Source organism: uncultured Tateyamaria sp. (assembly GCF_947503465.1).
Lineage (GTDB): Bacteria > Pseudomonadota > Alphaproteobacteria > Rhodobacterales > Rhodobacteraceae > Tateyamaria.
This window is the reverse complement of sequence record NZ_CANNDN010000002.1, coordinates 68,882-88,758: the sequence shown is the minus strand read 5'-3', so window position 1 is coordinate 88,758 and position 19,877 is coordinate 68,882. Positions and strand designations below refer to the sequence as shown.

The window sequence follows — 19,877 nt, the reverse complement described above, 5'->3', positions numbered from 1 at the left end:
CGCTACCGGCCCCGGGCACCGCTCACGGACCGGCGGGGCAGGGGGGCTTGGCCCAGGATCAGCGTTTCCAGTTCACGCTCCAGCTTGCGCGCCATGGCGTCGGCGTAATCCTCAAACCCAAGCGCGGTTTCCACGAAACTGTCGGACCCCACGATGACACTGTTCTGAAAATACGCGGCCAGACCGGAAATCTCGGCCTGTCGCAGATCACCGATGCCGGGCGCATCCGCCCCGATCACCAGCGCATTCACGGTGATCCCGGTGGGCTCGATTTCGGGCTTCACGTCCACAGGTCGTATCCCGAGGTTCGACTTGCCATCCCCGGACAAATCCAGGGTCAACTTCCAGCACTCGGACCGTTCTTGCAGGTGGGTCACCCCTTCGCGCATCGCCAGCCCCAGGGCGGTACCGGGACTGGCCTGACGCCGTTCCGTCGCCCGAAGCTGTCCGATCACGGCATCCAGCGCAGGTGCGTTGGTGATCGCAGTCCAGGGCAGAATGACAGCCGGGTCTTCCGGCCCGCTCCATTCATAGACCAGCAGATACACCGGCGCGGCCGGCATCTGCAGCAGCGCCTGCCGTACCCGCCCGGTGTCAAGTGCGGCGGCCAGTCCTTCCATTTGCAACCGGTACTCGCGCGCATCGACCGATCCGGACACATCCAGGCCCAGCGCAAGTGCCTGCCGGCACGCCGCATCAGCCCCGGCGCCAACCATGGCCGCCAGCGCGGCCCCGATCAGCGCCGCACGGCTCATCCGCCGCGCCGCGCGTCGCCGTCCAGCGCGCCGATGACCGGAGGCGTCAACTCGCGCTCCAATTTGCGCCGCATCGCGCGTTCATAATCCTCGAACCCCTGCGCCACTTCCAGAAACGCCCCGGGGCCGCGCAACACTTCGCGTTTGTAAAAGTCGATCAACATGGTCTCGGACGTGAATTCAGCCGCATTGACCACCAATCCGTTCACCGTCACCTCGTCAAAGGGAAATTCGCGATAGGCAAGTTGCGGCCCAAATCCCTCGTTGTTCTGACCGTCCCCGGCCATGTCGATGGTCTGGTACAGACAGCGCGGCGCGCGGGTCAACATGTCCGATCCGAAGCCCAACGCATACCCCATGGCGGTGGGAAATTCATTATGGGACCGTTTGCTGGCGGCCACCGTTTCGGCGGCGTCCAGCAAGGCGGCAGGCCCGTCAATCAGGGTCCAGTCCAGCACGACTTCCTGATTGTAGCGGCCGGACCATTCGTAAACGGCCAGCGCCACGGGCGCGTCTACCGCAAAGAACGCGGCTTGCACTTCGGGTGCGGTCAGCGCCGCAACAAGACCCCCGCGCTGCAACTGGTCCTCGGTCGCATCAACGGACGAAGACACATCCAGCGCCAAGAGCAGGGCCAACCGGCACGCCGCCGCAGGGGATGCGGCGACGCACAGGGCAAGAAGGGCCGCGGCCCTTACCAATGGCCCGTGTTTTCCATGCTGGCCCAGGGTTCGGCCGGGGGCAGGCTGTCGCCCGCTTGCAGCAATTCGATCGACACGTTGTCAGGCGAACGGACAAAGGCCATGTGCCCGTCGCGAGGGGGGCGGTTGATGGTCACCCCATTGTCCATAAGGTGCTGACACATCTCGTAAATATTGTCGACGCGGTAGGCGAGATGCCCAAAATGACGGCTGTCGTCCGGCAACGCATCATCGCCATCCCAGTTGTATGTCAACTCGATCGGGCATTCCGGCTGATCCGGGGGCGCCATGAAGATCAGGGAAAACCGCCCGCCTTCGCTGTCATGGCGGCGGGTCTCTTCGAGGCCCAGCAGCTTGTAAAATGCCATAGAAGCGTCCAGGTCTTTCACCCGAACCATGGTGTGCAGATAGGTTAGTGGCATGGCCGTCCTCCTTTGTGCCGACGCCAAAGCTAGCACATCGGGGCCGGACGGAAAGGTGCAGTTCAGTAAGTTGAACGGAAGGAAAAGCTCAGCTGGGTTGCAAGCGTATCGAAGGCGCTGATGTTCGACTGCACCCGTTCGCGTCGCAACTCGACGACCGGTGCGAAGCCAAAGACATCCATCTGAGCGAATGTCGCTGTCGCGCTCAGGCCGATGGCACTGTCTTCACGGCGCTCCGGGCCGAACAATGGTCGATCAAACAAGGATTGACGGAAATCAGCCGAAAACGCGATGTGTGCGTTCAGGATCGGTTGCCCCAGTGCATAGGTTGCGCGCAAGCGGTTGGTTGCGCGCGCGACGGCTGCCGAGTCGCTCGCCGAGTCGGCGACGGAGAGGTCGACCCTCAGAAAGTCCTTGCCGCCAACTGGAAACGACCATTCGACCCCGACCTCGGTGGTGGTGGACGTTCGCAGCGCATTGTCCAGCCGGTCGAGATGTTCCAGACGGCCCCGAAGGCGCAGCCGCTGTTGGTCGCCCAACGGGAACCGAAGCCCGGCCTCCAGCGCAAGTCCGGTCTGTGACCGGTTGCCACCGTTCCAGTCAAAAAACAAGCGCGTGCCGATATCGGATACCGTCTGACGACCCGCGGGGCGAAATCTGCCCTGCCAGCCGAATGTCAGCCGGTCGGCGGAAAAGTCCGAGTTGCTCAAACCCGGGTCGATGGAACTCGCTTCCGACCCCAATCTCGTGCGTCGCCCGTCATAGGCCACGGTGATTTCTTTCTGGGCGGTGACGGTGGCCGGGAAACGATATGTGACCGTTCCACCGAAATGATACTCGGTTCCCGAGATAGGCTGCGCCGCCGGATTCACGAAAATGATGCCGCCAATCTCGATCTGGTTGCTGGTCGGCGCATTGTTCGCATTGTCGGTCGGGGATATCCCGCCCCGAACCGAAAACGCCCAAGGGTTCCGCGACCTCACGTAGGCGTAGTCGCGGCGAATGGCGGCCTTGGCCGCGTCCGTCGGCGCCAGTTGACCCGCCCGTCTCAGCCAAAGCTGCGCCCGCGTGTGCTTGCCCGCAGACGCGAGCGCCTCGGCCAGCACGCGCGCGGCCAAATGCCGATGGGCTTGACTTTCCGCAATGTCGAAAGCCTGGCGCGCGCGCGAAATGGCCTGTTCCGTCTGGCCAAGGGCACGCTCTGCCCGTGACAGCGTAATCAGGATTTCGGGGTCACGCGGGTGCCTGGCCGCCAGCACCGTCAGCACGTCATGCGCCGCCCGGTGCTGACCATAGGCCATAAAGACAAGCGACAGCCTCTTGGCCGTGTCGATATCCAGCTCTGCCGAGTTGGGCTGCTGGGCAGCGACCGCCAGAGCCGACAGCATCCAAATGGTGAAAACAGCAAGCCGGCACCGCACCAGCTTGCGGAATCTGTCAGCCATTGTTGACCACAATAAGCGTTCCGGTCTCCCGGACCGTGCCAGCTCCGTTGGTCGGATCCGTATCCAGCGTTCCATCGATCACCACGATGCCTGCGATCTCCTCCCCGTTGGGGCCTGCGAACACGCCGGACCAGTCGCCGGACCCTGCGGAGTCGCCGGTCACTGTGGATTGGACCGAGAGGTTGCTGGCTTCGATCGTCGCATTGGTAAAGTCGATCTCCGCGGTTGAAAGCGAAACAAAATCGTCCAACGTGCCAAGGCTGTTGCCGTCCTGATCGAACAGCTGGCGGTTCGTAATCGTCCCGTCGACCGCGCCCGACACATCAAAGTCGAGCACGTCGACCGACATGACCACATCGCCCGTGACCAGTTGCAGGCCCTCTGCCCCCCCGTCGGTGCTGGTCTCGCGGATGCCCGCGTAGTCACCGGTAAAGATGTATGCGGCGGGCCGTTCCGCCGGGACGGCGCCCGGGCCGATGCGCTGCGCCAGCGCGCCGCCGAAACCGGGCCCGATGAATTCGTCGCTGCCCACGGCCGTCACCTGCGAAACGCTCGTGCGTCGGAAGACTGCAAAGAACTGTCTGCTGTCGGGCGGGGCGGCCACCGGGCTCTCGAAACGCTCGAACCCGTTGGGCAAGGTGCCGGTCCTGGTGTATGCGCCGCCAGTGGCGTCCGAACTGTCGAAAGGGACGTTGTTCAGGAACAGGGTATCGTCCGTCGGGTCCGCTGGTGTTCCGCCGTCATTGTAGGTCACGCCATTCAGGCTCAGCAGCCCATCGAATTCCTCGGCGGATTGCGTGCTGGGCGCCGGGTCCGCGCCTTCGACGGCTTCATCGAAACCGTCATCCGAATCCGACGTGAACGGGTTTCCGTCACCGCACGCCGCAACGCCGCCCAAAAGCGCGAAAGCCAGAATTGTCCGTTTCATGCCTGAATAACCTTTGCGGTTGATAGAACTGCCTCTTTTGCGTCAACAAAGCGCCGTAACCCCCCCAAAGTCAACGCTTTCGTGAGCGCACCATTTCGCGCGCGCCGTGAACCGTTGCCAAAAAACGACCCTTATATAGTGGTTCTCATGTCGCGGTCCCCCAGATAAGGTGAGGGCCCAACAGATTCTGTGGATAAAGGACGCGCCCCATGCCGCTCAGCCCCGAACAGCAAGCCGAAATCGATCAGCTGCGCAGCCAGACGACCCAGACCCTGCGCGCCACCGTCTCGGGGATGGAGGCGCATCTGTACAAGGCCCACCCCGTGCTCGACCACGGCTTTGTCCGCGTCATCGACTACATGGGCGACGACGCCGCCATCTGCCAGGCCGCCCGCGTCAGCTATGGCAAGGGCACCAAGTCCGTCCAGAATGACGAAGGGCTGATCCGCTACCTCATGCGCCACTGGCACTCGACCCCGTTCGAGATGTGCGAGATCAAGCTGCACGTCAAACTGCCCGTCTTTGTCGCCCGCCAGTGGATCCGCCACCGCACGGCCAACGTGAACGAATACTCTGCCCGCTACTCGATCCTGGATCGCGAATTCTACATCCCCGAACCCGACGCGCTTGCCGCCCAATCGGTCGTCAACAACCAGGGCCGGGGCGAGGCGCTGCAAGGGGAAGAAGCCCAACGTGTCCTGAACTACCTGCGCGACGACGCCATGCGCAGCTATGACCACTACGAAGAGATGATCAGCCAGGACGGCCAACAGGGCCTCGCCCGCGAACTGGCCCGCATGAACCTGCCCGCCAACATCTATACCCAATGGTACTGGAAGGTGGACCTGCACAACCTGTTTCATTTTTTGCGGCTACGGGCGGACGCGCACGCGCAATACGAAATCCGCGTCTATGCGGATGCGATCTGCGAGATGGTCAAGGATTGGGTGCCCGCGGCGTATAAGGCGTTCGAGGATTATCGGATGGGTGGGGCGACACTGTCGGCGACGGCGCTGGGGTGCATCCAACGGATGTTGAAGGGGGAAGTGGTAACGCAGGAGAATTCCGGCATGTCCAAGGGGGAATGGCGGGAATTTATGGGGGTTATTGGTGCCAATTAGTGGACCGCTTCGTCGGCAAATTTTGCAATATTGTCGGCGAGACGTACCTTCAAAAGCCGACGTAGAAAGAGACTACGCGTTCATTGAGAACGTAGATATTCGTTCAGCTGTTGTCGATGAATATCTAACGGCGCGTTATATCTACAAACTCGGCGAAGCATTGGCAGTCGAAAAACGAGACCTCTATTCGCATGTAAAATTTCAGGTAATCCAATACGCATCAATCTATGAAGTTATTATTGGTTGGATGTTGTGGGAGAAACTGGCCGCGCACCCAGAGGTGCGTCAACTGCAAACCGTCAAAACTGTGCGAAAACTTTCCACGCTACCAAGGTCCATAGTTGCCGAGACCAAGCAGGGTTCAGAAGTGTTTTTTGCAACGGAGAAAGAGTTGTCGGCGCCTCAGCAAAAGATTAAGTTTTCAGACAAGGTTAAAACCTCAGTAAGCCTAGGTTTCGTTGATAAGAACCTTGCTGCTGAGATAGAGGAGTTTTTTGCGGCCCGAAATGGAATCCACATCGAAAACGCTGTAAAAAATCAAATTGACTACGAGTTGGATTTGGCCAAGAGGGCGTATTGGCGGCTGCAGCCTTTTCGAGTTGGTGTGTCGGAGTTTTTGAGAGCGGGTTTGTTACCTGCAAATGCAAAAGTGCAACACGGCTTACAACAATAGTAAAGTAAAACTAAGGTATTGCGGTGCTAAACAAGCACGGAATCAAGGCCAAAGGCCGCCGTGCCAGCGCCGGACCGCCCCCCGGGCCGGCGCTACCTCACCACCAGCGCACCGCACCACCAAACTCACCAATGCTACAACCATAAATCGCGCCGCATTACTGTCGCTGCGCCAGCCCGCGGTCCAGCGCTGTCACGGCTAAGTGCCCATTTGAAATGCGCCCCGGGGCTCCGCCCGTGATTGCCTCAAACGATCCCCCGGATCGTGTGCCACTGCGTGAACCGGCAATCACCCCACCCGGGTCGGCGCTACATCCCCACCAGCGCACCGCCCCAACAGACTCACTACCATCACACCCATAAACCGCGCCGCAGCCCCGTCGCTGCGCCAACCCGCGTCCCGGCGCTGTCCCGGCTCCGCGCGCCAAGGTCTCCCGGCCCTCTCACGCATCGCTCTGCGATACGCTGCCGGGCAACGCGCCAGCGTCGCTGACGCTTGCTCCGCCCGTTCGCACCTCAAACGATCCCCCGGATCGATTGCCGGGCTTTGCCCGGACCGGTGCTCATCCCCGCCATCTCGCTACCTGTCCAAGAGGGAATCCCCCGCACCATGCACCAAACCCGTGCACACTGTGTGCACAGGTTGTGCACACAGTGTGCATCCCCAAAAACGCAAAATCTGGGGCGCTGCCATTTGATCGACACATCATATTCGAAACAAATTGTGAACGGATCGTACGGTGGTGCCTGCCGAATTCTATCCACAGGACGTCATAAAACTGTTACGTTGAAAATATGATCCGCACCGCCGCGATATTGACCCTTTTGGCCACGCCCCTTTCGGCCAATCCCATCGCCGACATTCTCTGCGCGCCCAGCAAGCAGATGCAGCAAAAGCTGGAACAGCAGTTCCGGTCGGCCCGCGCCGCCTCTGGCATGCGCAGCCCCGATCAGATGATGGAAGTCTGGACGGATCCGCGTGGCGGGTGGGCCATGGTGGTGCGCTATGCCAGCGGCACATCCTGCATCGTCGCGATGGGAGAGCATTGGGAAGAAACGGAAAATCCGACCTAACGGACAGCGCGCGCGCGCAACTGGGCAACCAGGACGCCGTTCTCGTCCTCCCACATCTTCCACGCCCGATACCCTTCGATCTGCGCGCGTGGCCCGGTCAGATCCCCCGCGAAATGCGCCTTGACCGCGTGGTAGTGACCCATGCACCGCGCCCATTCGCTGGGCGACGGAAACCGGGTTTCGGCAGACACTTCGCAGGCATAATACAGGGCAAGCAGTCGGAGCAGTTCGGTCATCTGGGTCCCCATGGCTGTTGTGGACTGTTTCCACCGTAGCCACAAATCCGCAAAATTTGAGTAAATCATGCGCGCGGTGCTGTGATCGGGTGAAAAATCTGGACTCGTGGGCAGGTCAGGGGCATCGTGCCCATAGATTTCGTGGTGTGTTGAGAAAACGAGGGAAGATATGCCATTCACAAAAGGGATAACCGCAGCGGCAACAGCTATTTTGCTTCTGGGGGCGGGTGCGGCCCTGGCGCAGGATCAGGCCGGACCAAAGATTTACGCCTATCACAGCCAGCATAATTTCTGCCCGGCCGGCCTGCAGCCCGTGACCATGGACGGCACCATCTGTTGTGGTCGCCCGAACCAGGGCATCAGCTATCAGCAGGCGCTGGCCCATTCGGTTGCGAAAAAGCGGCATGTGCGCCGCGTCAAGCAAAGCAGCTGCCCGGTGGGGACCAAGGGCTGCACCTTCGACTGAACCGGGGCTGAACCGGGATCAAGCGGCGCAGGATGCGATGTCATGCGCCGCTTTTGCATGTGTCGGGGTCAGAGCAGTTTGAGATCGCCCGCCATCTGACGTCCATCTCGTCCTTCCAGCAGTTCGAAACTGACCTTCTGGTCGTCGGCCAGACCTGTCAGACCGGACCGTTCAACCGCTGAAATGTGCACAAAAACGTCCTTGCCGCCTTCATCCGGGGCGATAAATCCGTAGCCTTTCGTGGTGTTGAACCACTTCACGGTGCCAGTTGGCATGATCCCGTGCCTCCTTTACCTTGCAGTCTCCCCCGCGCCGAAAGTCCGGGCAGGGGTCGTTCAGGCGCCAGCGCACCAATCGCTGCCGCTAGGTCAAGAGATTGCCCTCGATGCGCGAAAATCAAGGTTGGGGGATGCATTCCGCGCAGGATGCCGCTTAATTCAACGCAAACGTGAGGTGTGGATATGGAAATATACGGATTGAAAACATGCGACACGTGCCGCAAGGCGATCAAGGCGTTGCCGCAGGCTGAATTCGTCGATGTGCGCGCCGCCGGGGTGCCATCCGACGTGATGGACGCGGCCTTGGCCACGTTCGGGGACACGCTGGTCAACACGCGGTCGACGACATGGCGGGGGCTGACGGATGCCCAGCGGCAAGGCGCGCCCAAGGATCTGCTGGCTGCGCATCCGACCCTGATGAAACGCCCGCTGATTGCGGACGGGGAAGGCCTGCACCTTGGCTGGACCAAGGATGTGCAGGCCGCGTTGGGCGTGGCCTAGGCCACAGCCGGGGCCGGTTTCGGCGCAAGGGCACGGTCAAACGACAGCGGTCCGGCCCCTTTGAACACCAGCAGCAGAAGCAGGAACACCCACAGCGCGCGCTGGTCCATGATCAGGCTGTTGGATGGCGCGTCGAACCACGCCCCCAGCACCAGCCCGTCGCCCCATTTGTCATGGCCGTTCAGATCGGTGAGCGATTGCACCACGATGAACCCGATCATGCCCAGCGACGCCAGACGTGTGAACAGGCCCACGATGATCAGCACCGGCAGCACGAATTCCGCCACCGTGCCCAGCGTCACGACGGCCCAGTGGTACAGGCCCAGCTGAGTGACGTCATAGCCCACCGCTTCCATTTGCTTGGGAAAGATCTGCGCATATGCCCCCAAAGACGGCTGGAAGATGCCAAACACCCCATCCCCCAGCTTGGTCAGACCAGAGACCCAGAAATACACGGCCAAAATGGCAGCAAACAGGAAACGGGCAAGCGTCGGCAACAACCAGTCTGCGCGATCGAGGGGATCAAAGATCGCTGCGTGCACACGGGACAGGGCGTTCATGGGATCATTCCTTTGGTGGGGTAAGGTCGGTCAGGGCGTTGTGCTGCACCAGCAGGCTCAGCACGGGCGCAAGGTTAAAATCGGGGTCATGGGCGGCGGCCGCATCCACGGCGTCTTCCAGCGCGGCACCGTCTTGGATGGCCGAAACCCAGGCAAACTGGGCCGGGGTCAGCACGTGCGGTACAGGGTCAAATTCGGCCCGGGTCACCAGCACCGATTGCGCAACTGCGCGCGGCTTTGGTGCGTCAGGCACCGTGTTGTAGCGCCAGATATCATGGATCGGCCAGTTCGACGGGACGACTTGCACCGCCGGGGCCAGATGCAGCCGGGTGCGCATCAGGGCCGCGGGGGGCAGGGCTCCAAGACGCGCGGGATCCAGCGGGGGCGCATCGGCCGCGTGATACGACCGGCGCAGGGCCAGTTCCAACCGGGCCACATCGCCCAGATAGCCGATATGCGCCAACGGCGCGAACCCCTCCAGAAACGTCGGCACCTCAGCGCCATAGCGCATCATCAGGGGCGATGACGGCGGATGTGCCCGGGCAAACAGCCGCGCCACCTGGTCAAAGTTCTGATCCCCCAGCAGCTTGCACAACACCGGAAACCCGGTGCGCAGCGCCTCGATCAGGGCGACGGTCACATTGTTGCGGTACACGGCAAAGCGGCGGGTTGCGGGCTGACCAAGGCCATCGACCAGGCCGCCCGGCACCGGGCGTTCGGGATCCAGCAGCGCCGCGCGAAACTCTGTCTGCGTCGCCGCCATCCCGATCACCCGGCGTTGACAGCCGCAAGCGCGGCCGCGGCGCGGTCCGCCTCGGCGCGCAGGGTCGGCCAATCAGGCACATCATTGTCCCATTCGACCAGGACAGGCGCGGGGCCGGACCCGGCCAGCGCATGGTCCAACAGCGTCCAGACAGGCTCTGCCGCTTCGCGTCCGTGGCTGTCGATCAGCAACGGCGCGCCATGATCGTCCGCGTCTTCATCGTGGCCGCCAACATGGATTTCGCCAACAGCGAACAAGGGGTAGGCCTCCAGGTACGCGTGCGGCGTATATCCGAGATTGGTGGCCGAAATGAACACGTTGTTCACGTCCAGCAGCAGGCCACAGCCCGTGCGCCGCACCAGTTCCGCCAGAAAATCGGTTTCCGACCACGTGCTTTCTGCAAAGGCCAGATAGCTGGACGGGTTTTCCAGCAACATCCTGCACCCCAGAACGTCCTGCACCGTGTCGATGTGATCCGCAACGCGGATCAGGGTCGCGTCGGTATAGGGCAGGGGCAACAGGTCATCCAGGAACTCGGCGCCATGGGTGGACCAGGCCAAGTGCTCGGAAAAGCTGTCGGGCTCAAGCCAGCCGACCAGATGTTTCAGCCGGGCAAGATGGTCGGGATCAAGACGGCCTTCACCGCCAATCGACAGACCGACACCATGCACGGACACGCGAAAATCCTCGCGCAGCGCGCGCAGCTGTGCATGCGGGCGGCCTCCGTCGCCCATATAGTTTTCTGCGTGAATTTCCAACCACTTGACCGGGCCGGGTGCGGCGCGCAGGTCTGAAAAATGCTGGGCCTTGTATCCGACACCCGGTGCGGCAGGCAGGCGGGGCGGGGTCAGGGTCGCATCCAGCATGTCAAAACCTCCTTGGGGCGGGATCAAACGGAAAACGCCGGATCCGACGGGATCCGGCGCAGGCGTGTGACGTGCCTTATGCGGGCAGATCGCGGTCCAGCTCTTCCAGCGAGCCTGTGCGCGGTGTGCCATCTGCCAGGTCGGGCAGCTCGATCTCGGCGCAGGTGCCAGCGTCAACCAGCGTCCAGGCGTTGCCCTGATAGTCGACAGTGGATGTCCCGGCGCATGTGGTGCCGGGGCCAGCGGCGCAGTCGTTTTCACCGGCCAGCGAAATGCCATAGCATTTTTCCTTGCCGGCAGCTTCTGCTCCAGTGGTCGAGTGGGCGGTCATCGCGGCGGCAACTGCACCAACGATGGCAACGGTTTTCATGGTCTTCGACATCTTCAACGTCCCTTTCGGATATCGGTTACAGTACGGTCGTGCGCCTTACATAGGACGCGCCGGGGCAAAATTACCACCCAAGACGCGCGGTGTCACAGACCCGTTATCAGATGTTAGAAATTGGGCCGGTTTCCCCCCGTATTTCTACCGAATTGTTGCAGCGCAGAATAAAGCGCCAACGCATTTGCTACATCAGTCCGGGTCGGCCCACAGCTCCGTCGCTGTCAGAACGCGCGACGATACGGCGGGCACGTCCCCGGGCTGTGCAGCGATGTCGATCACATCATCCAGTGTCACGACGGCCCAATGTACCAACGGTTGGTTCAGCACCGCCTCGGCAAAGGTGGCGTCGCGCATATGTGTCAGGAACCGCGATGCGGGATAGTGGCGCAAGGGCCTGAAATAGTCCTCCTCGCGTTCAACCTCGGCATAACTTTCGTCGCGGATCTGCACTGCAACCACATCCTCGAAGGCAATGGTGTATTGTCGGCACCCCGGCAGGACGTCGATGGCATGGCTGGCGCCGATGATGCCGTCCAGCGTTTCGTTACCGGTGTCCGGACGCGCGGTTTCATCGCTGACACGTGTGCCATCAACGATGATCCGCACCACCCGTTCCACACCATCATAGATGACATTGACCAGGCGCAATGCCTGTTCGGTTTCCAGCCGGTTGCGGTCCGACCGTGTCACCGCAGGTCAGGGGCCGTGGCCTCGGCACCCAGACCGGCGACCACATCGTCCAGCGGCTGCACGCTGGTCTGCTTTTCTCCCAGCCGGCGCACCGAAACGGTCCGCTCCTCGACCTCGCGGCCACCGACGGCCAGGATCACCGGAACCTTGCCCACCGAATGTTCGCGCACCTTGTAATTGATCTTCTCGTTGCGCATGTCGGCCTTGGCCCGCACGCCTGCGGCGCGCAGGGCCGCGACCACTTCGGCCACATACTCGTCCGCCTCCGAGGTGATCGACGCGACGACAACCTGGCGCGGAGCCAGCCAGAAGGGCAGCTTGCCTGCATGTTCCTCGATCAAAATGCCGATAAACCGCTCGAACGACCCAAGACAGGCGCGGTGCAGCATCACCGGGCGATGCTTGGCCCCATCGGCACCGATATAGGTGGCGTCCAGCCGTTCGGGCAGCACGAAATCCACCTGGAAGGTGCCGCATTGCCAGTCCCGGCCAATCGCGTCGGTCAGCACGAATTCCAGCTTCGGGCCATAAAACGCCCCTTCGCCGGGGTTCATCTCCGGCTCGATCCCCGCCGCACGGGTCGCGGTCAGCAGCGCCTCTTCGGCCTTGTCCCACACCTCGTCCGATCCCGCGCGCATCTCGGGCCGGTCCGAGAACTTGACCGAGAAGCTGGCGAAACCGAGGTCTTCGTAGATGTCGGTCAGAAAGGCGATGAAGCGCGCGCATTCGCTGCCGATCTGGCTTTCCTCGGCAAAGATGTGCCCGTCATCCTGCGCAAAGCCACGCACGCGCATGATCCCGTGCAACGCGCCCGAGGGTTCATAGCGGGCACAAGACCCGAACTCGGCCATGCGCAGGGGCAGGTCGCGGTAGGATTTCAGCCCGTGCTTGAAGATTTCCACGTGGCAGGGGCAGTTCATCGGCTTCAGCGCGTTCACCGCCTTTTCCTTGGCGTGCTCCTCCTCCACCTCGACGATGAACATGTTCTCCTGGTACTTCTCCCAGTGCCCGGACTTTTCCCACAAGTTGCGGTTGACGACTTGCGGCGTGTTCACCTCGACATAGCCACCCGCGTGCTGCTTGCGGCGCATGTAGTCCTGCAGCTCGGTATAGATGGTCCAGCCATTGGGGTGCCAGAACACCTGACCGGGCGCCTCTTCCTGCATGTGGAACAGGTCCATCTCGCGGCCCAGCTTGCGGTGGTCGCGCTTGGCGGCCTCTTCCAGCATGTTCAGATGGGCGCGCAGCTTTTCCTTGCCGGTAAAGGCCACGCCATAGATGCGTTGCAGCATGGCACGGTTGGAATCCCCGCGCCAATAGGCGCCCGCGATCGACATCAGCTTGAACGCGTCACCCGGCACCTGCCCGGTGTGCTGCAAATGCGGCCCGCGGCACAGGTCCTGCCAATCGCCATGCCAATACATCCGCAGCGGCTCGTCGCCGGGAATGCTCTGGATCAGCTCGACCTTGTAGGGCTCGCCCCGGTCTTCGTAGTACTTGATCGCCACATCGCGGTCCCACACTTCGGTGCGCACGGGATCGCGCTTGTTGATGATCTCTTTCATCTTCTTCTCGATCAGGCCGAGGTCTTCGGGGGTGAACGGCTCGGCCCGGTCAAAGTCGTAATACCAGCCGTTGTCGATCACGGGACCGATGGTGACCATGGTGTCGGGCCAGATCTCCTGCACGGCGCGGGCCATGATATGGGCCAGGTCGTGACGCACCAGCTCATTGGCCTGCGCCTCGTCCTGCATGGTGTGAATGGCGATCTGCGCGTCGCCTTCGATGGGCCACGCAAGGTCCCAGTGCTGGCCGTCCACGGTCGCACTGATGGCTTTCTTCGCCAAGCTCTTGGAGATGCTCTCCGCCACGGCGGCAGGGGTTACGCCCGCATCATAGTCGCGCGCATTGCCGTCGGGAAAGGTAAGGGAAATCTGGTGCTGATCTTTGGCCATATCGGCATCCTTGTCAGTTTGGCGCCCACGGAACGCCCGGTTGCTAGGGTATGTGTGTGCCGCGATGTGACAGGCGCAGTGACGTCCGTCAAGCAGACTGTGGCGCCGGGCTGCGATTGATCGACAAGGTGAGGTGCAAAAGCGCCAGTGCGGACCCCACGCTTGCAGCCAGACCGACATAGAGAATGCCAAAGGCCTCGATCACCCACGCCCCGACAGCCGACCCCAAGGCCGCCCCGACATAGATCGCGGCCGCGTTCAGCGCCAAGACCACCGGCGCCTGCGGCCCGGCCAACCCGATCAGGCGCATTTGCTGGCCCGCCATGAACGCCCAGCCGGTCACGGACCAGGCAAAGGCAAGGACCAGCAACAGGGCATCCCCCATGGGCAGCACCGAAAAGAACGGCATGCACATCATCTGGCACAGGCACAGCGCCACCAGCGTGCGCGCCCAGCCAACCCGGTCGGCAAGAATGCCGCCCGCGATATTGCCCACAACGGCCCCCACCCCAAAGATGGCCAACACCAGGGTCACGCCATCCCGGCCATAGCCCATGGTCTGGCTCAAAAGCGGCGCGATGTAGGTATAAAGCACATAGATCGCCCCCAGGAACGTGCCGGTGAACAGCACGGCCAGCATCATCCGGCCATTGCGCAGCACCCCGCCAAGATCGCGCAGCGACACAGGCTGAAAACTCAACCCCTTGGGGACAAAGATCCAGATCAACGCGATGGCAGGCACCGCCAGCCCGACAACAACCCAAAACGCCCACCGCCACCCAAAGGTATAGGCAATCCAGCTGCCCGCAGGCACGCCCACGACCTGCGCCAGGGTCAGCCCAAAGAACACGGCCGCCAGGACGCGCGCGCGCATCTCAACAGGATAGAGGGCGGCGGCAACGGCGGCGGCCACGGGTGTGAACACCCCGGCACCGGCCGCGGCCATGACGCGGGCGATGTTCAACACGATCATGTTGGGGGCAAGGGCCGACAACAGCGCGGCACCCATGAACAAGGACAGACCAAAGGCCATCACGCGCCGCCGTCCCACGGCCCCGGTCAAGGACACCAGAACCGGCGACAGGACCGCGTAGGCAAGGGCATACACGGTCATCAGCGTGCCCGCCGATGCGGCCGTGATGCCAAAATCCGCGCCCAGCGGTTCCAGCACGCCGACGATGACAAAGGCGCCCATTCCGATCAGGAAGTTCGACGCAGACAGGATGGGGATCAACAATCGGGGCGGGGCCATGCTGTGGGTTATGATGCATTTTGTGGCGGCTTCAATGCGGCATACAAAGGCATGCAGAAAAAACGACCGAAACGCGCCAAAAACCGACAGATTGGACTGGACGTAGGCCGACGAATCCTTAACTAAGGAAGTGTTCACTATCGGAAACTTCTGATCGCCAAAGGAACACGCAGTGCCCAAGTACAACAAGACGTTTGAACTGACCGTTGAAGACCTGGACCTGATCGAGGATGCGCTGCGCGCGTCCAAGAATGCCGCCATCAATAATGACCTCGCCTTGAGCGCGGCAAATGACAATGTCCGCCAGATCCATGATCTGCTGGGGCGGCTGCACAATCAAAAGACGTTTTACCGCCCCGCCAAAGGGCCCTATGTCGGCGGCTGATCCAGTCGCACGCTAAAGCGCGGACCTGAACCGCTGCGGCGCAGAAACCCCTCGCGCTCGTAAAACCGCATGGCCTTGCGGTTGTCGGGATGCGTGCCCACCGTCATGAAACTGCACGCCATGTTGCGGGCCTCGTCCTGGCAGGCGCGCACCAGCGCGGCACCCACGCCGTTGCCACGTGCGTCGCGGCACACGAACAAATGGTGCATGTCCATCCCGCGCACACCGAATTGCAGCTGCGCCATGGGCAACAACGCGGCATAGCCCAGCAATTTTGATCCGCCATCGGCGACAAGAATGGTGGCCCAGGGATGCGGCCCCAACGCGTCGCGGGTGACCCGCTCGGCATCTATGTCGGGCTGATCGTCATGACACGCGGCAAGACCGGCAATCATGGTGACAACCTCTGCCACATCGGCGTGCGACATCTTTCGGATTGTGATGGGCATCTCTGCCTCCTCTTTCAAACGCGCCGCGTTCGGGAAGGCAGGGGAAAAAGCCGCTCGAACGCGGCTTTGGTGTTATGCAGGCACACCAACAGCACGCAGGGTTTGCGTGCCGAAATAATAGTGCTGTGCCATGCGCGGTCTCATGTCAGGCACTCAAGCGGGTGAACCCGCGCCCGTCAAGGGCGCGAGGTCACATCAGGCGGTAAAAAGCGCCCAGCCCATGATCAGGCAACACACCCAGCCGCCGGTAAAGATCAGCGGACGGCCCGGAAAACGGGCGGTTGCAGTGATGTACCCAACGGCATGGGCGATGCGCAGCACCAGAAAGGCAACGCTGGTCCACAGGGTCAGGGCCGAAAACCCGTCCACCCGGTCCACCAGCAGCACCAATAGGGCAAAGGGCACCGATTGCTCCAAAAGGTTCAGATGGGCGCGGTATGCCCGGCGCACCCAGGCGCGCTGCACGCTCGGATCAGGCGGTATGACAAACCCATCGGGCGCATCTGCCGGGATCGACCCCTCGGGCGCCGTGTTCACACCCACGATGTATGGGATCCACAGCGATGCGGCAAACAGGGCCAGAACGCCCAGAATGATCAACTCGGTCGGCATCGCTTATCCCTCCACATCCGCCATGGGACCGATATGCGTGTCCTCGCCCGTCTCCAGCCACGTTTTCAATCCGGCGGCCCAGCGCACCCAGCCATCGGCAACACCTTCGCCGTGTACGACGGGAAAAGTCAGGTCATAATGCTCTATCGTCAGGCGCACAAACGCGCCTTCGGGCCGCATCAGGTACACAACCCGGCTTGGCGCACCACCACCTTCCCAGTTTGGCTCGAACGTCATTTCCATCCGGCTTTTGGGGTCGGATTTCAGCATGACTTGCGACATCAGCGCCGTACCGTCCGGCAAATGCAACGTTGTGCGGTCGCCGTCACGCGACGCGTGGCTGCACATGAAGTGGTAATGCGCCACGTTCTTTTCGTCTGACAACGCATCCCACAGCCGGTCCTGCGTGGTCTTGATATATGTCTCCATCACGAAATCGGGTTTGGACATCTCGGGGTCTCCTTCGTCTTCAAGCTGAGCTTTGAGGGTGAGTACCGCTCGTGCCGCAGGTTTGACCCGGTAGGGGTCGATCCAACGGTCAATCGCTTCCTGCAAGGGCAGGGCGTTGAGGTAGTGGTGCTTGAAGCGCCCCACCTTCTTTGTGGTGATCAGCCCCGCCTCTTCCAGCACGCCCAGATGCTTCATGACCCCGAACCGGGTCATGTCCAGCAGCCCCTGCAACTGTTGCAGGGACTGGCCGTCGCGGTCGCGCAGCGCATCCAGCAGCGTGCGGCGGGCCGGGTCGGCCAGGGCTTTGAACAGATCATCCATCTGGCCTCTATATGTGATTCATTAGTCACGTGACAAGATGGTCACGTTTAAAAATCACCTTGCGTCAGGATGGACAGATGCGTGCCGCTTGCAGATGATCCCGCAAATCAAGGCGGAGGGGACATGACCGGACCTGAATTTCTGGACACGCCGCACGGGCGGCGGCTGGCCTATCACCGGACCGAAGGAACGGGGCCATGGGTCGTGTTTCTGGGCGGGCTCAAATCCGACATGGACGGCACCAAGGCCGTGCACCTCGAAACATGGTGCAAGGCGCAGGGCAGGGCGTTCTTGCGGTTCGACTATTCCGGCCACGGCCAAAGCTCCGGCACGTTCGAGGACGGCTGCATCGGCGACTGGGCCGAGGACACGGCGCACGCGCTGAACACGCTGACAGATGGCAAGCTGATCGTTGTCGGCAGTTCCATGGGCGGCTGGCAATCGCTGCTTTTCGCCCGCGCCCATCCCGACCGGATCGCGGGCCTTGTCACCATCGCCGCCGCCCCCGACTTCACCGAAGACAGCTACTGGGCCAGCTTCACCGACGCGCAAAAGGCCGAACTCGAGGCCAAGGGCCGGATCGCCATGCCCTCGGACTATATGGACCCCTACATCATCACCAGGCGCCTCATCGAAGACGGCCGCCAAAACCTCGTCCTCCGCGAGCCGCTCCCGCTGCCATTCCCCGTCCGTTGCCTGCAAGGCACCGCTGACACCGCCGTCACCACGGATACCGCCATCCGCCTCCTCAATCACGCCGACAGCCCCGACATGACGCTCACGCTGGTCAAGGACGCCGACCACCGCTTCTCCGACGGCCCCTGCCTCGGGCTGATCGAAACCGCCATCCAGGACGTCACCCGATGAAAACACTCGGCAAATTGCTCGGCCGCTTCCTCCTGATCCTGGCGCTGATCATCGGCGCCCTCTGGCTTTTCGGCCCCTACGAACAAGCCCCGCTGACACCCACGAATGCCAGCATCAACCCCGACCTGGACGCCCATTTCGCCGATGTCGAAGCACGGTACACCGACATCACCCCCGGCACCGAAAAGCGGATCATCTGGGCGGGCACGCCCGGCACCCGGACCACCTACGCCATCCTCTACGTGCACGGCTTCTCCGCCACGTCAGAGGAAATCCGCCCCGTCCCCGACCGCCTCGCCGCGGCGCTGAACGCCAACCTGATCTACACCCGGCTCCAGGGACACGGGCGCCCGGGCGACGCGCTGGCGACAGGGACAGTGCAAGGCTGGGTCAACGACCTGGCCGAAGGGCTCGATGCGGCCCGCATCGCCGGGCAAAAGGTGCTGATCCTGTCGACGTCCACAGGCGGCACGCTGGTGACAGCCACGGCGCAGGACGACACGCTGATGCAGGACGTCGCGGGGCTGATCCTCGTTTCGCCCAATTACGGGCTGAACAATCCGGCAGCCAGGCTGCTCAGCTGGCCCGCCGCGCGCTACTGGTTGCCCCCGCTGGCCGGGGTGCGCCGCAGTTTTGAACCGCAGAACGAACGTCACGGGCAATTCTGGACCACCGAATATCCCAGCGTCGCGGTGATGCCCATGGTTGCCCTGATCGACGCGGTGGCGGACATGGACCACACCGGCCACACGATCCCCGCACTGTTCTGGTACGCGACCGACGATCAGGTCGTCCGGCCCGACATCACGGCGCATATCGCCGGCCAATGGGGGGCACCAACCAAAACCGTCAACCCGACCATGGGGCCGCAGGACGACCCGCAAAACCACGTGATCGCGGGCGACATCCTCTCGCCCGGCCAGACGGACGCGGCGGTGCAGGGCATGCTTGACTGGATCGCGGACCTGCCGGGATGAGACGCCCCGCCAGCATGTGGAGCCTGGAAAACCTGGGCCGGGTGCGGCTGTCGCACCACTTCTACATGCGTGATTTCCTCTATTCGGAAATCGGCAATTTCCACCGGGTCCAGAACCTGCCACGCGACCCGGACCGCGCCATCGCCCATGGCAGGGAACTGTGCACACAGCTGCTCGACCCGCTCGAAGAAACCTTCGGGCGGCTTGCCATCCGATCTGGTTACCGCTCGCCCGAACTCAACGAATTCGGCAATGAAAACAAGCTGAATTGCGCCCGCAACAACAACCCGATCGAATGCCATATCTGGGACTGGGGGCAGGGGGATCAGGCCATCGCGGGCACGTCACTGGCGATCCCATGGTTCACGGATCAGTACGAACAGGGGCGCGATTGGCGCGACCTGGCGTGGTGGATTCACGACCATCTGCCCTATTCCGGCATGTGGTTCTTTCCCAAGCTCTGCGCCTTCAATCTGGACTGGCGTCCCACTCCCCACCGCATGATCGGCAGCTACATCGCCCCCAAGGGGCTGCTGTTGCGGCGGGGCGCGACACCGGACGAACCCCTGGCCCAACGACAGGCGCGCTACAGCGATTTCCCACCGTTCCGAGGAATCGCCTATCCCTGATGCGGTGGTCGGCGTGCCAAACATGTCAACCTATATACTTTGCCCCAACATCTGGTTTGTGAGTTGACGTTCCCCAGCAAAATAAGGGATTTTGCGCCGCAACACAGGCTTGGGGGA

General features: G+C 62.2%; 26 protein-coding genes. 9 read left to right on the top strand and 17 right to left on the bottom strand.

The window, feature by feature from the left end; translation table 11 throughout:
• Positions 1–2 precede the first annotated feature (2 nt).
• From Q0844_RS12955 to Q0844_RS12935, 5 genes are all read right to left on the bottom strand, one after another.
• Positions 3–755 (bottom strand): DUF1194 domain-containing protein, encoded by a 753-nt coding sequence (locus tag Q0844_RS12955; protein ID WP_299045480.1) that lies wholly within the window; start codon positions 753–755, stop codon positions 3–5.
• Complete coding sequence (locus Q0844_RS12950) at positions 752–1,456, bottom strand: DUF1194 domain-containing protein (protein ID WP_299045478.1); 705 nt, start codon at positions 1,454–1,456, stop codon at positions 752–754. The genes Q0844_RS12955 and Q0844_RS12950 overlap by 4 nt, the downstream gene beginning before the upstream one ends.
• On the bottom strand, positions 1,450–1,878 hold the full coding sequence (locus tag Q0844_RS12945) for a VOC family protein (RefSeq protein ID WP_299045476.1): 429 nt from the start codon (positions 1,876–1,878) through the stop codon (positions 1,450–1,452). Before Q0844_RS12945 ends, Q0844_RS12950 begins: the two co-directional genes overlap by 7 nt.
• Positions 1,879–1,940: 62 nt before the next feature.
• A complete protein-coding gene (locus Q0844_RS12940) occupies positions 1,941–3,323 on the bottom strand; it encodes a tetratricopeptide repeat protein (RefSeq protein WP_299045474.1) in 1,383 nt (460 codons plus the stop codon).
• The gene (locus Q0844_RS12935; RefSeq protein WP_299045472.1) at positions 3,316–4,251 is read right to left on the bottom strand and encodes a hypothetical protein; all 936 of its coding nucleotides are present in this window, start codon (positions 4,249–4,251) and stop codon (positions 3,316–3,318) included. The genes Q0844_RS12940 and Q0844_RS12935 overlap by 8 nt, the downstream gene beginning before the upstream one ends.
• A 209-nt stretch (positions 4,252–4,460) precedes the next feature.
• On the opposite strand from Q0844_RS12935, the gene thyX reads away from it, so the two are divergent.
• From thyX to Q0844_RS12920, 3 genes are all read left to right on the top strand, one after another.
• The gene (thyX, locus tag Q0844_RS12930) at positions 4,461–5,372 is read left to right on the top strand and encodes an FAD-dependent thymidylate synthase (protein ID WP_299045470.1); all 912 of its coding nucleotides are present in this window, start codon (positions 4,461–4,463) and stop codon (positions 5,370–5,372) included.
• Positions 5,362–6,045, top strand: a complete 684-nt coding sequence (locus Q0844_RS12925) for a hypothetical protein (RefSeq protein ID WP_299045467.1) — start codon at positions 5,362–5,364, stop codon at positions 6,043–6,045. Before thyX ends, Q0844_RS12925 begins: the two co-directional genes overlap by 11 nt.
• A 794-nt stretch (positions 6,046–6,839) precedes the next feature.
• Positions 6,840–7,118, top strand: coding sequence for a hypothetical protein (locus tag Q0844_RS12920; RefSeq protein ID WP_299045465.1), 279 nt, complete (start codon positions 6,840–6,842; stop codon positions 7,116–7,118).
• Here Q0844_RS12920 and Q0844_RS12915 read toward each other — a convergent pair.
• Positions 7,115–7,354, bottom strand: coding sequence for a hypothetical protein (locus Q0844_RS12915; protein WP_299045463.1), 240 nt, complete (start codon positions 7,352–7,354; stop codon positions 7,115–7,117). The two genes, Q0844_RS12920 and Q0844_RS12915, sit on opposite strands and share 4 nt — an antisense overlap.
• Before the next feature lie 169 nt (positions 7,355–7,523).
• Here Q0844_RS12915 and Q0844_RS12910 point away from each other — a divergent pair, with 169 nt between their 5' ends.
• Positions 7,524–7,820, top strand: coding sequence for a hypothetical protein (locus Q0844_RS12910; protein ID WP_299045461.1), 297 nt, complete (start codon positions 7,524–7,526; stop codon positions 7,818–7,820).
• A gap of 68 nt (positions 7,821–7,888) precedes the next feature.
• On the opposite strand, the gene Q0844_RS12905 is transcribed toward Q0844_RS12910, so the two are convergent.
• Positions 7,889–8,095, bottom strand: a complete 207-nt coding sequence (locus Q0844_RS12905; RefSeq protein ID WP_299045459.1) for a cold-shock protein — start codon at positions 8,093–8,095, stop codon at positions 7,889–7,891.
• Positions 8,096–8,281: 186 nt separating this feature from the next.
• Between Q0844_RS12905 and Q0844_RS12900 the strand changes: the two genes are divergently transcribed.
• Entirely contained in the window at positions 8,282–8,599 is a 318-nt protein-coding gene (locus Q0844_RS12900; protein WP_299045457.1) for an ArsC/Spx/MgsR family protein, read from the top strand.
• On the opposite strand, the gene Q0844_RS12895 is transcribed toward Q0844_RS12900, so the two are convergent.
• The 7 genes from Q0844_RS12895 to Q0844_RS12865 all read right to left on the bottom strand — a co-directional run bounded on the left by Q0844_RS12895 (position 8,596) and on the right by Q0844_RS12865 (position 15,070).
• Positions 8,596–9,159 (bottom strand): DoxX family protein, encoded by a 564-nt coding sequence (locus Q0844_RS12895; RefSeq protein ID WP_299045455.1) that lies wholly within the window; start codon positions 9,157–9,159, stop codon positions 8,596–8,598. The two genes, Q0844_RS12900 and Q0844_RS12895, sit on opposite strands and share 4 nt — an antisense overlap.
• 4 nt (positions 9,160–9,163) lie before the next feature.
• Positions 9,164–9,922 (bottom strand): DNA-binding domain-containing protein, encoded by a 759-nt coding sequence (locus tag Q0844_RS12890; protein WP_299045453.1) that lies wholly within the window; start codon positions 9,920–9,922, stop codon positions 9,164–9,166.
• Between the two features lie 5 nt (positions 9,923–9,927).
• Entirely contained in the window at positions 9,928–10,788 is an 861-nt protein-coding gene (locus tag Q0844_RS12885; protein ID WP_299045451.1) for a DUF692 domain-containing protein, read from the bottom strand.
• 76 nt (positions 10,789–10,864) lie between these two features.
• On the bottom strand, positions 10,865–11,170 hold the full coding sequence (locus Q0844_RS12880; RefSeq protein ID WP_299045449.1) for a DUF2282 domain-containing protein: 306 nt from the start codon (positions 11,168–11,170) through the stop codon (positions 10,865–10,867).
• Positions 11,171–11,362: 192 nt separating this feature from the next.
• Positions 11,363–11,863 carry a hypothetical protein gene (locus Q0844_RS12875; protein WP_299045448.1) on the bottom strand — a complete coding sequence of 167 codons (501 nt, stop codon included), beginning with the start codon at positions 11,861–11,863 and terminating at the stop codon, positions 11,363–11,365.
• Positions 11,860–13,818: a threonine--tRNA ligase gene (gene thrS, locus Q0844_RS12870; RefSeq protein WP_299045447.1), complete on the bottom strand. Its 1,959-nt coding sequence runs from the start codon at positions 13,816–13,818 to the stop codon at positions 11,860–11,862. Before thrS ends, Q0844_RS12875 begins: the two co-directional genes overlap by 4 nt.
• 88 nt (positions 13,819–13,906) lie before the next feature.
• Positions 13,907–15,070 carry an MFS transporter gene (locus tag Q0844_RS12865; protein WP_299045446.1) on the bottom strand — a complete coding sequence of 388 codons (1,164 nt, stop codon included), beginning with the start codon at positions 15,068–15,070 and terminating at the stop codon, positions 13,907–13,909.
• Between the two features lie 172 nt (positions 15,071–15,242).
• On the opposite strand from Q0844_RS12865, the gene Q0844_RS12860 reads away from it, so the two are divergent.
• Positions 15,243–15,455, top strand: coding sequence for a hypothetical protein (locus tag Q0844_RS12860; protein ID WP_299045445.1), 213 nt, complete (start codon positions 15,243–15,245; stop codon positions 15,453–15,455).
• On the opposite strand, the gene Q0844_RS12855 is transcribed toward Q0844_RS12860, so the two are convergent.
• The 3 genes from Q0844_RS12855 to Q0844_RS12845 all read right to left on the bottom strand — a co-directional run bounded on the left by Q0844_RS12855 (position 15,440) and on the right by Q0844_RS12845 (position 17,287).
• Positions 15,440–15,904: a GNAT family N-acetyltransferase gene (locus tag Q0844_RS12855; protein ID WP_299045444.1), complete on the bottom strand. Its 465-nt coding sequence runs from the start codon at positions 15,902–15,904 to the stop codon at positions 15,440–15,442. The genes Q0844_RS12860 and Q0844_RS12855 overlap by 16 nt on opposite strands.
• A gap of 195 nt (positions 15,905–16,099) precedes the next feature.
• The gene (locus tag Q0844_RS12850; RefSeq protein WP_299045443.1) at positions 16,100–16,516 is read right to left on the bottom strand and encodes an MAPEG family protein; all 417 of its coding nucleotides are present in this window, start codon (positions 16,514–16,516) and stop codon (positions 16,100–16,102) included.
• A gap of 3 nt (positions 16,517–16,519) precedes the next feature.
• Positions 16,520–17,287, bottom strand: coding sequence for a helix-turn-helix domain-containing protein (locus tag Q0844_RS12845; protein WP_299045441.1), 768 nt, complete (start codon positions 17,285–17,287; stop codon positions 16,520–16,522).
• 123 nt (positions 17,288–17,410) lie between these two features.
• Between Q0844_RS12845 and Q0844_RS12840 the strand changes: the two genes are divergently transcribed.
• From Q0844_RS12840 to Q0844_RS12830, 3 genes are read left to right on the top strand one after another with little or no spacing between them, the layout of a single operon-like run.
• On the top strand, positions 17,411–18,154 hold the full coding sequence (locus Q0844_RS12840; RefSeq protein ID WP_299045439.1) for an alpha/beta hydrolase: 744 nt from the start codon (positions 17,411–17,413) through the stop codon (positions 18,152–18,154).
• On the top strand, positions 18,151–19,131 hold the full coding sequence (locus Q0844_RS12835; protein ID WP_299045437.1) for an alpha/beta fold hydrolase: 981 nt from the start codon (positions 18,151–18,153) through the stop codon (positions 19,129–19,131). The genes Q0844_RS12840 and Q0844_RS12835 overlap by 4 nt, the downstream gene beginning before the upstream one ends.
• A 14-nt stretch (positions 19,132–19,145) precedes the next feature.
• Positions 19,146–19,760: a hypothetical protein gene (locus Q0844_RS12830; protein WP_299046756.1), complete on the top strand. Its 615-nt coding sequence runs from the start codon at positions 19,146–19,148 to the stop codon at positions 19,758–19,760.
• Positions 19,761–19,877: the final 117 nt, after the last annotated feature.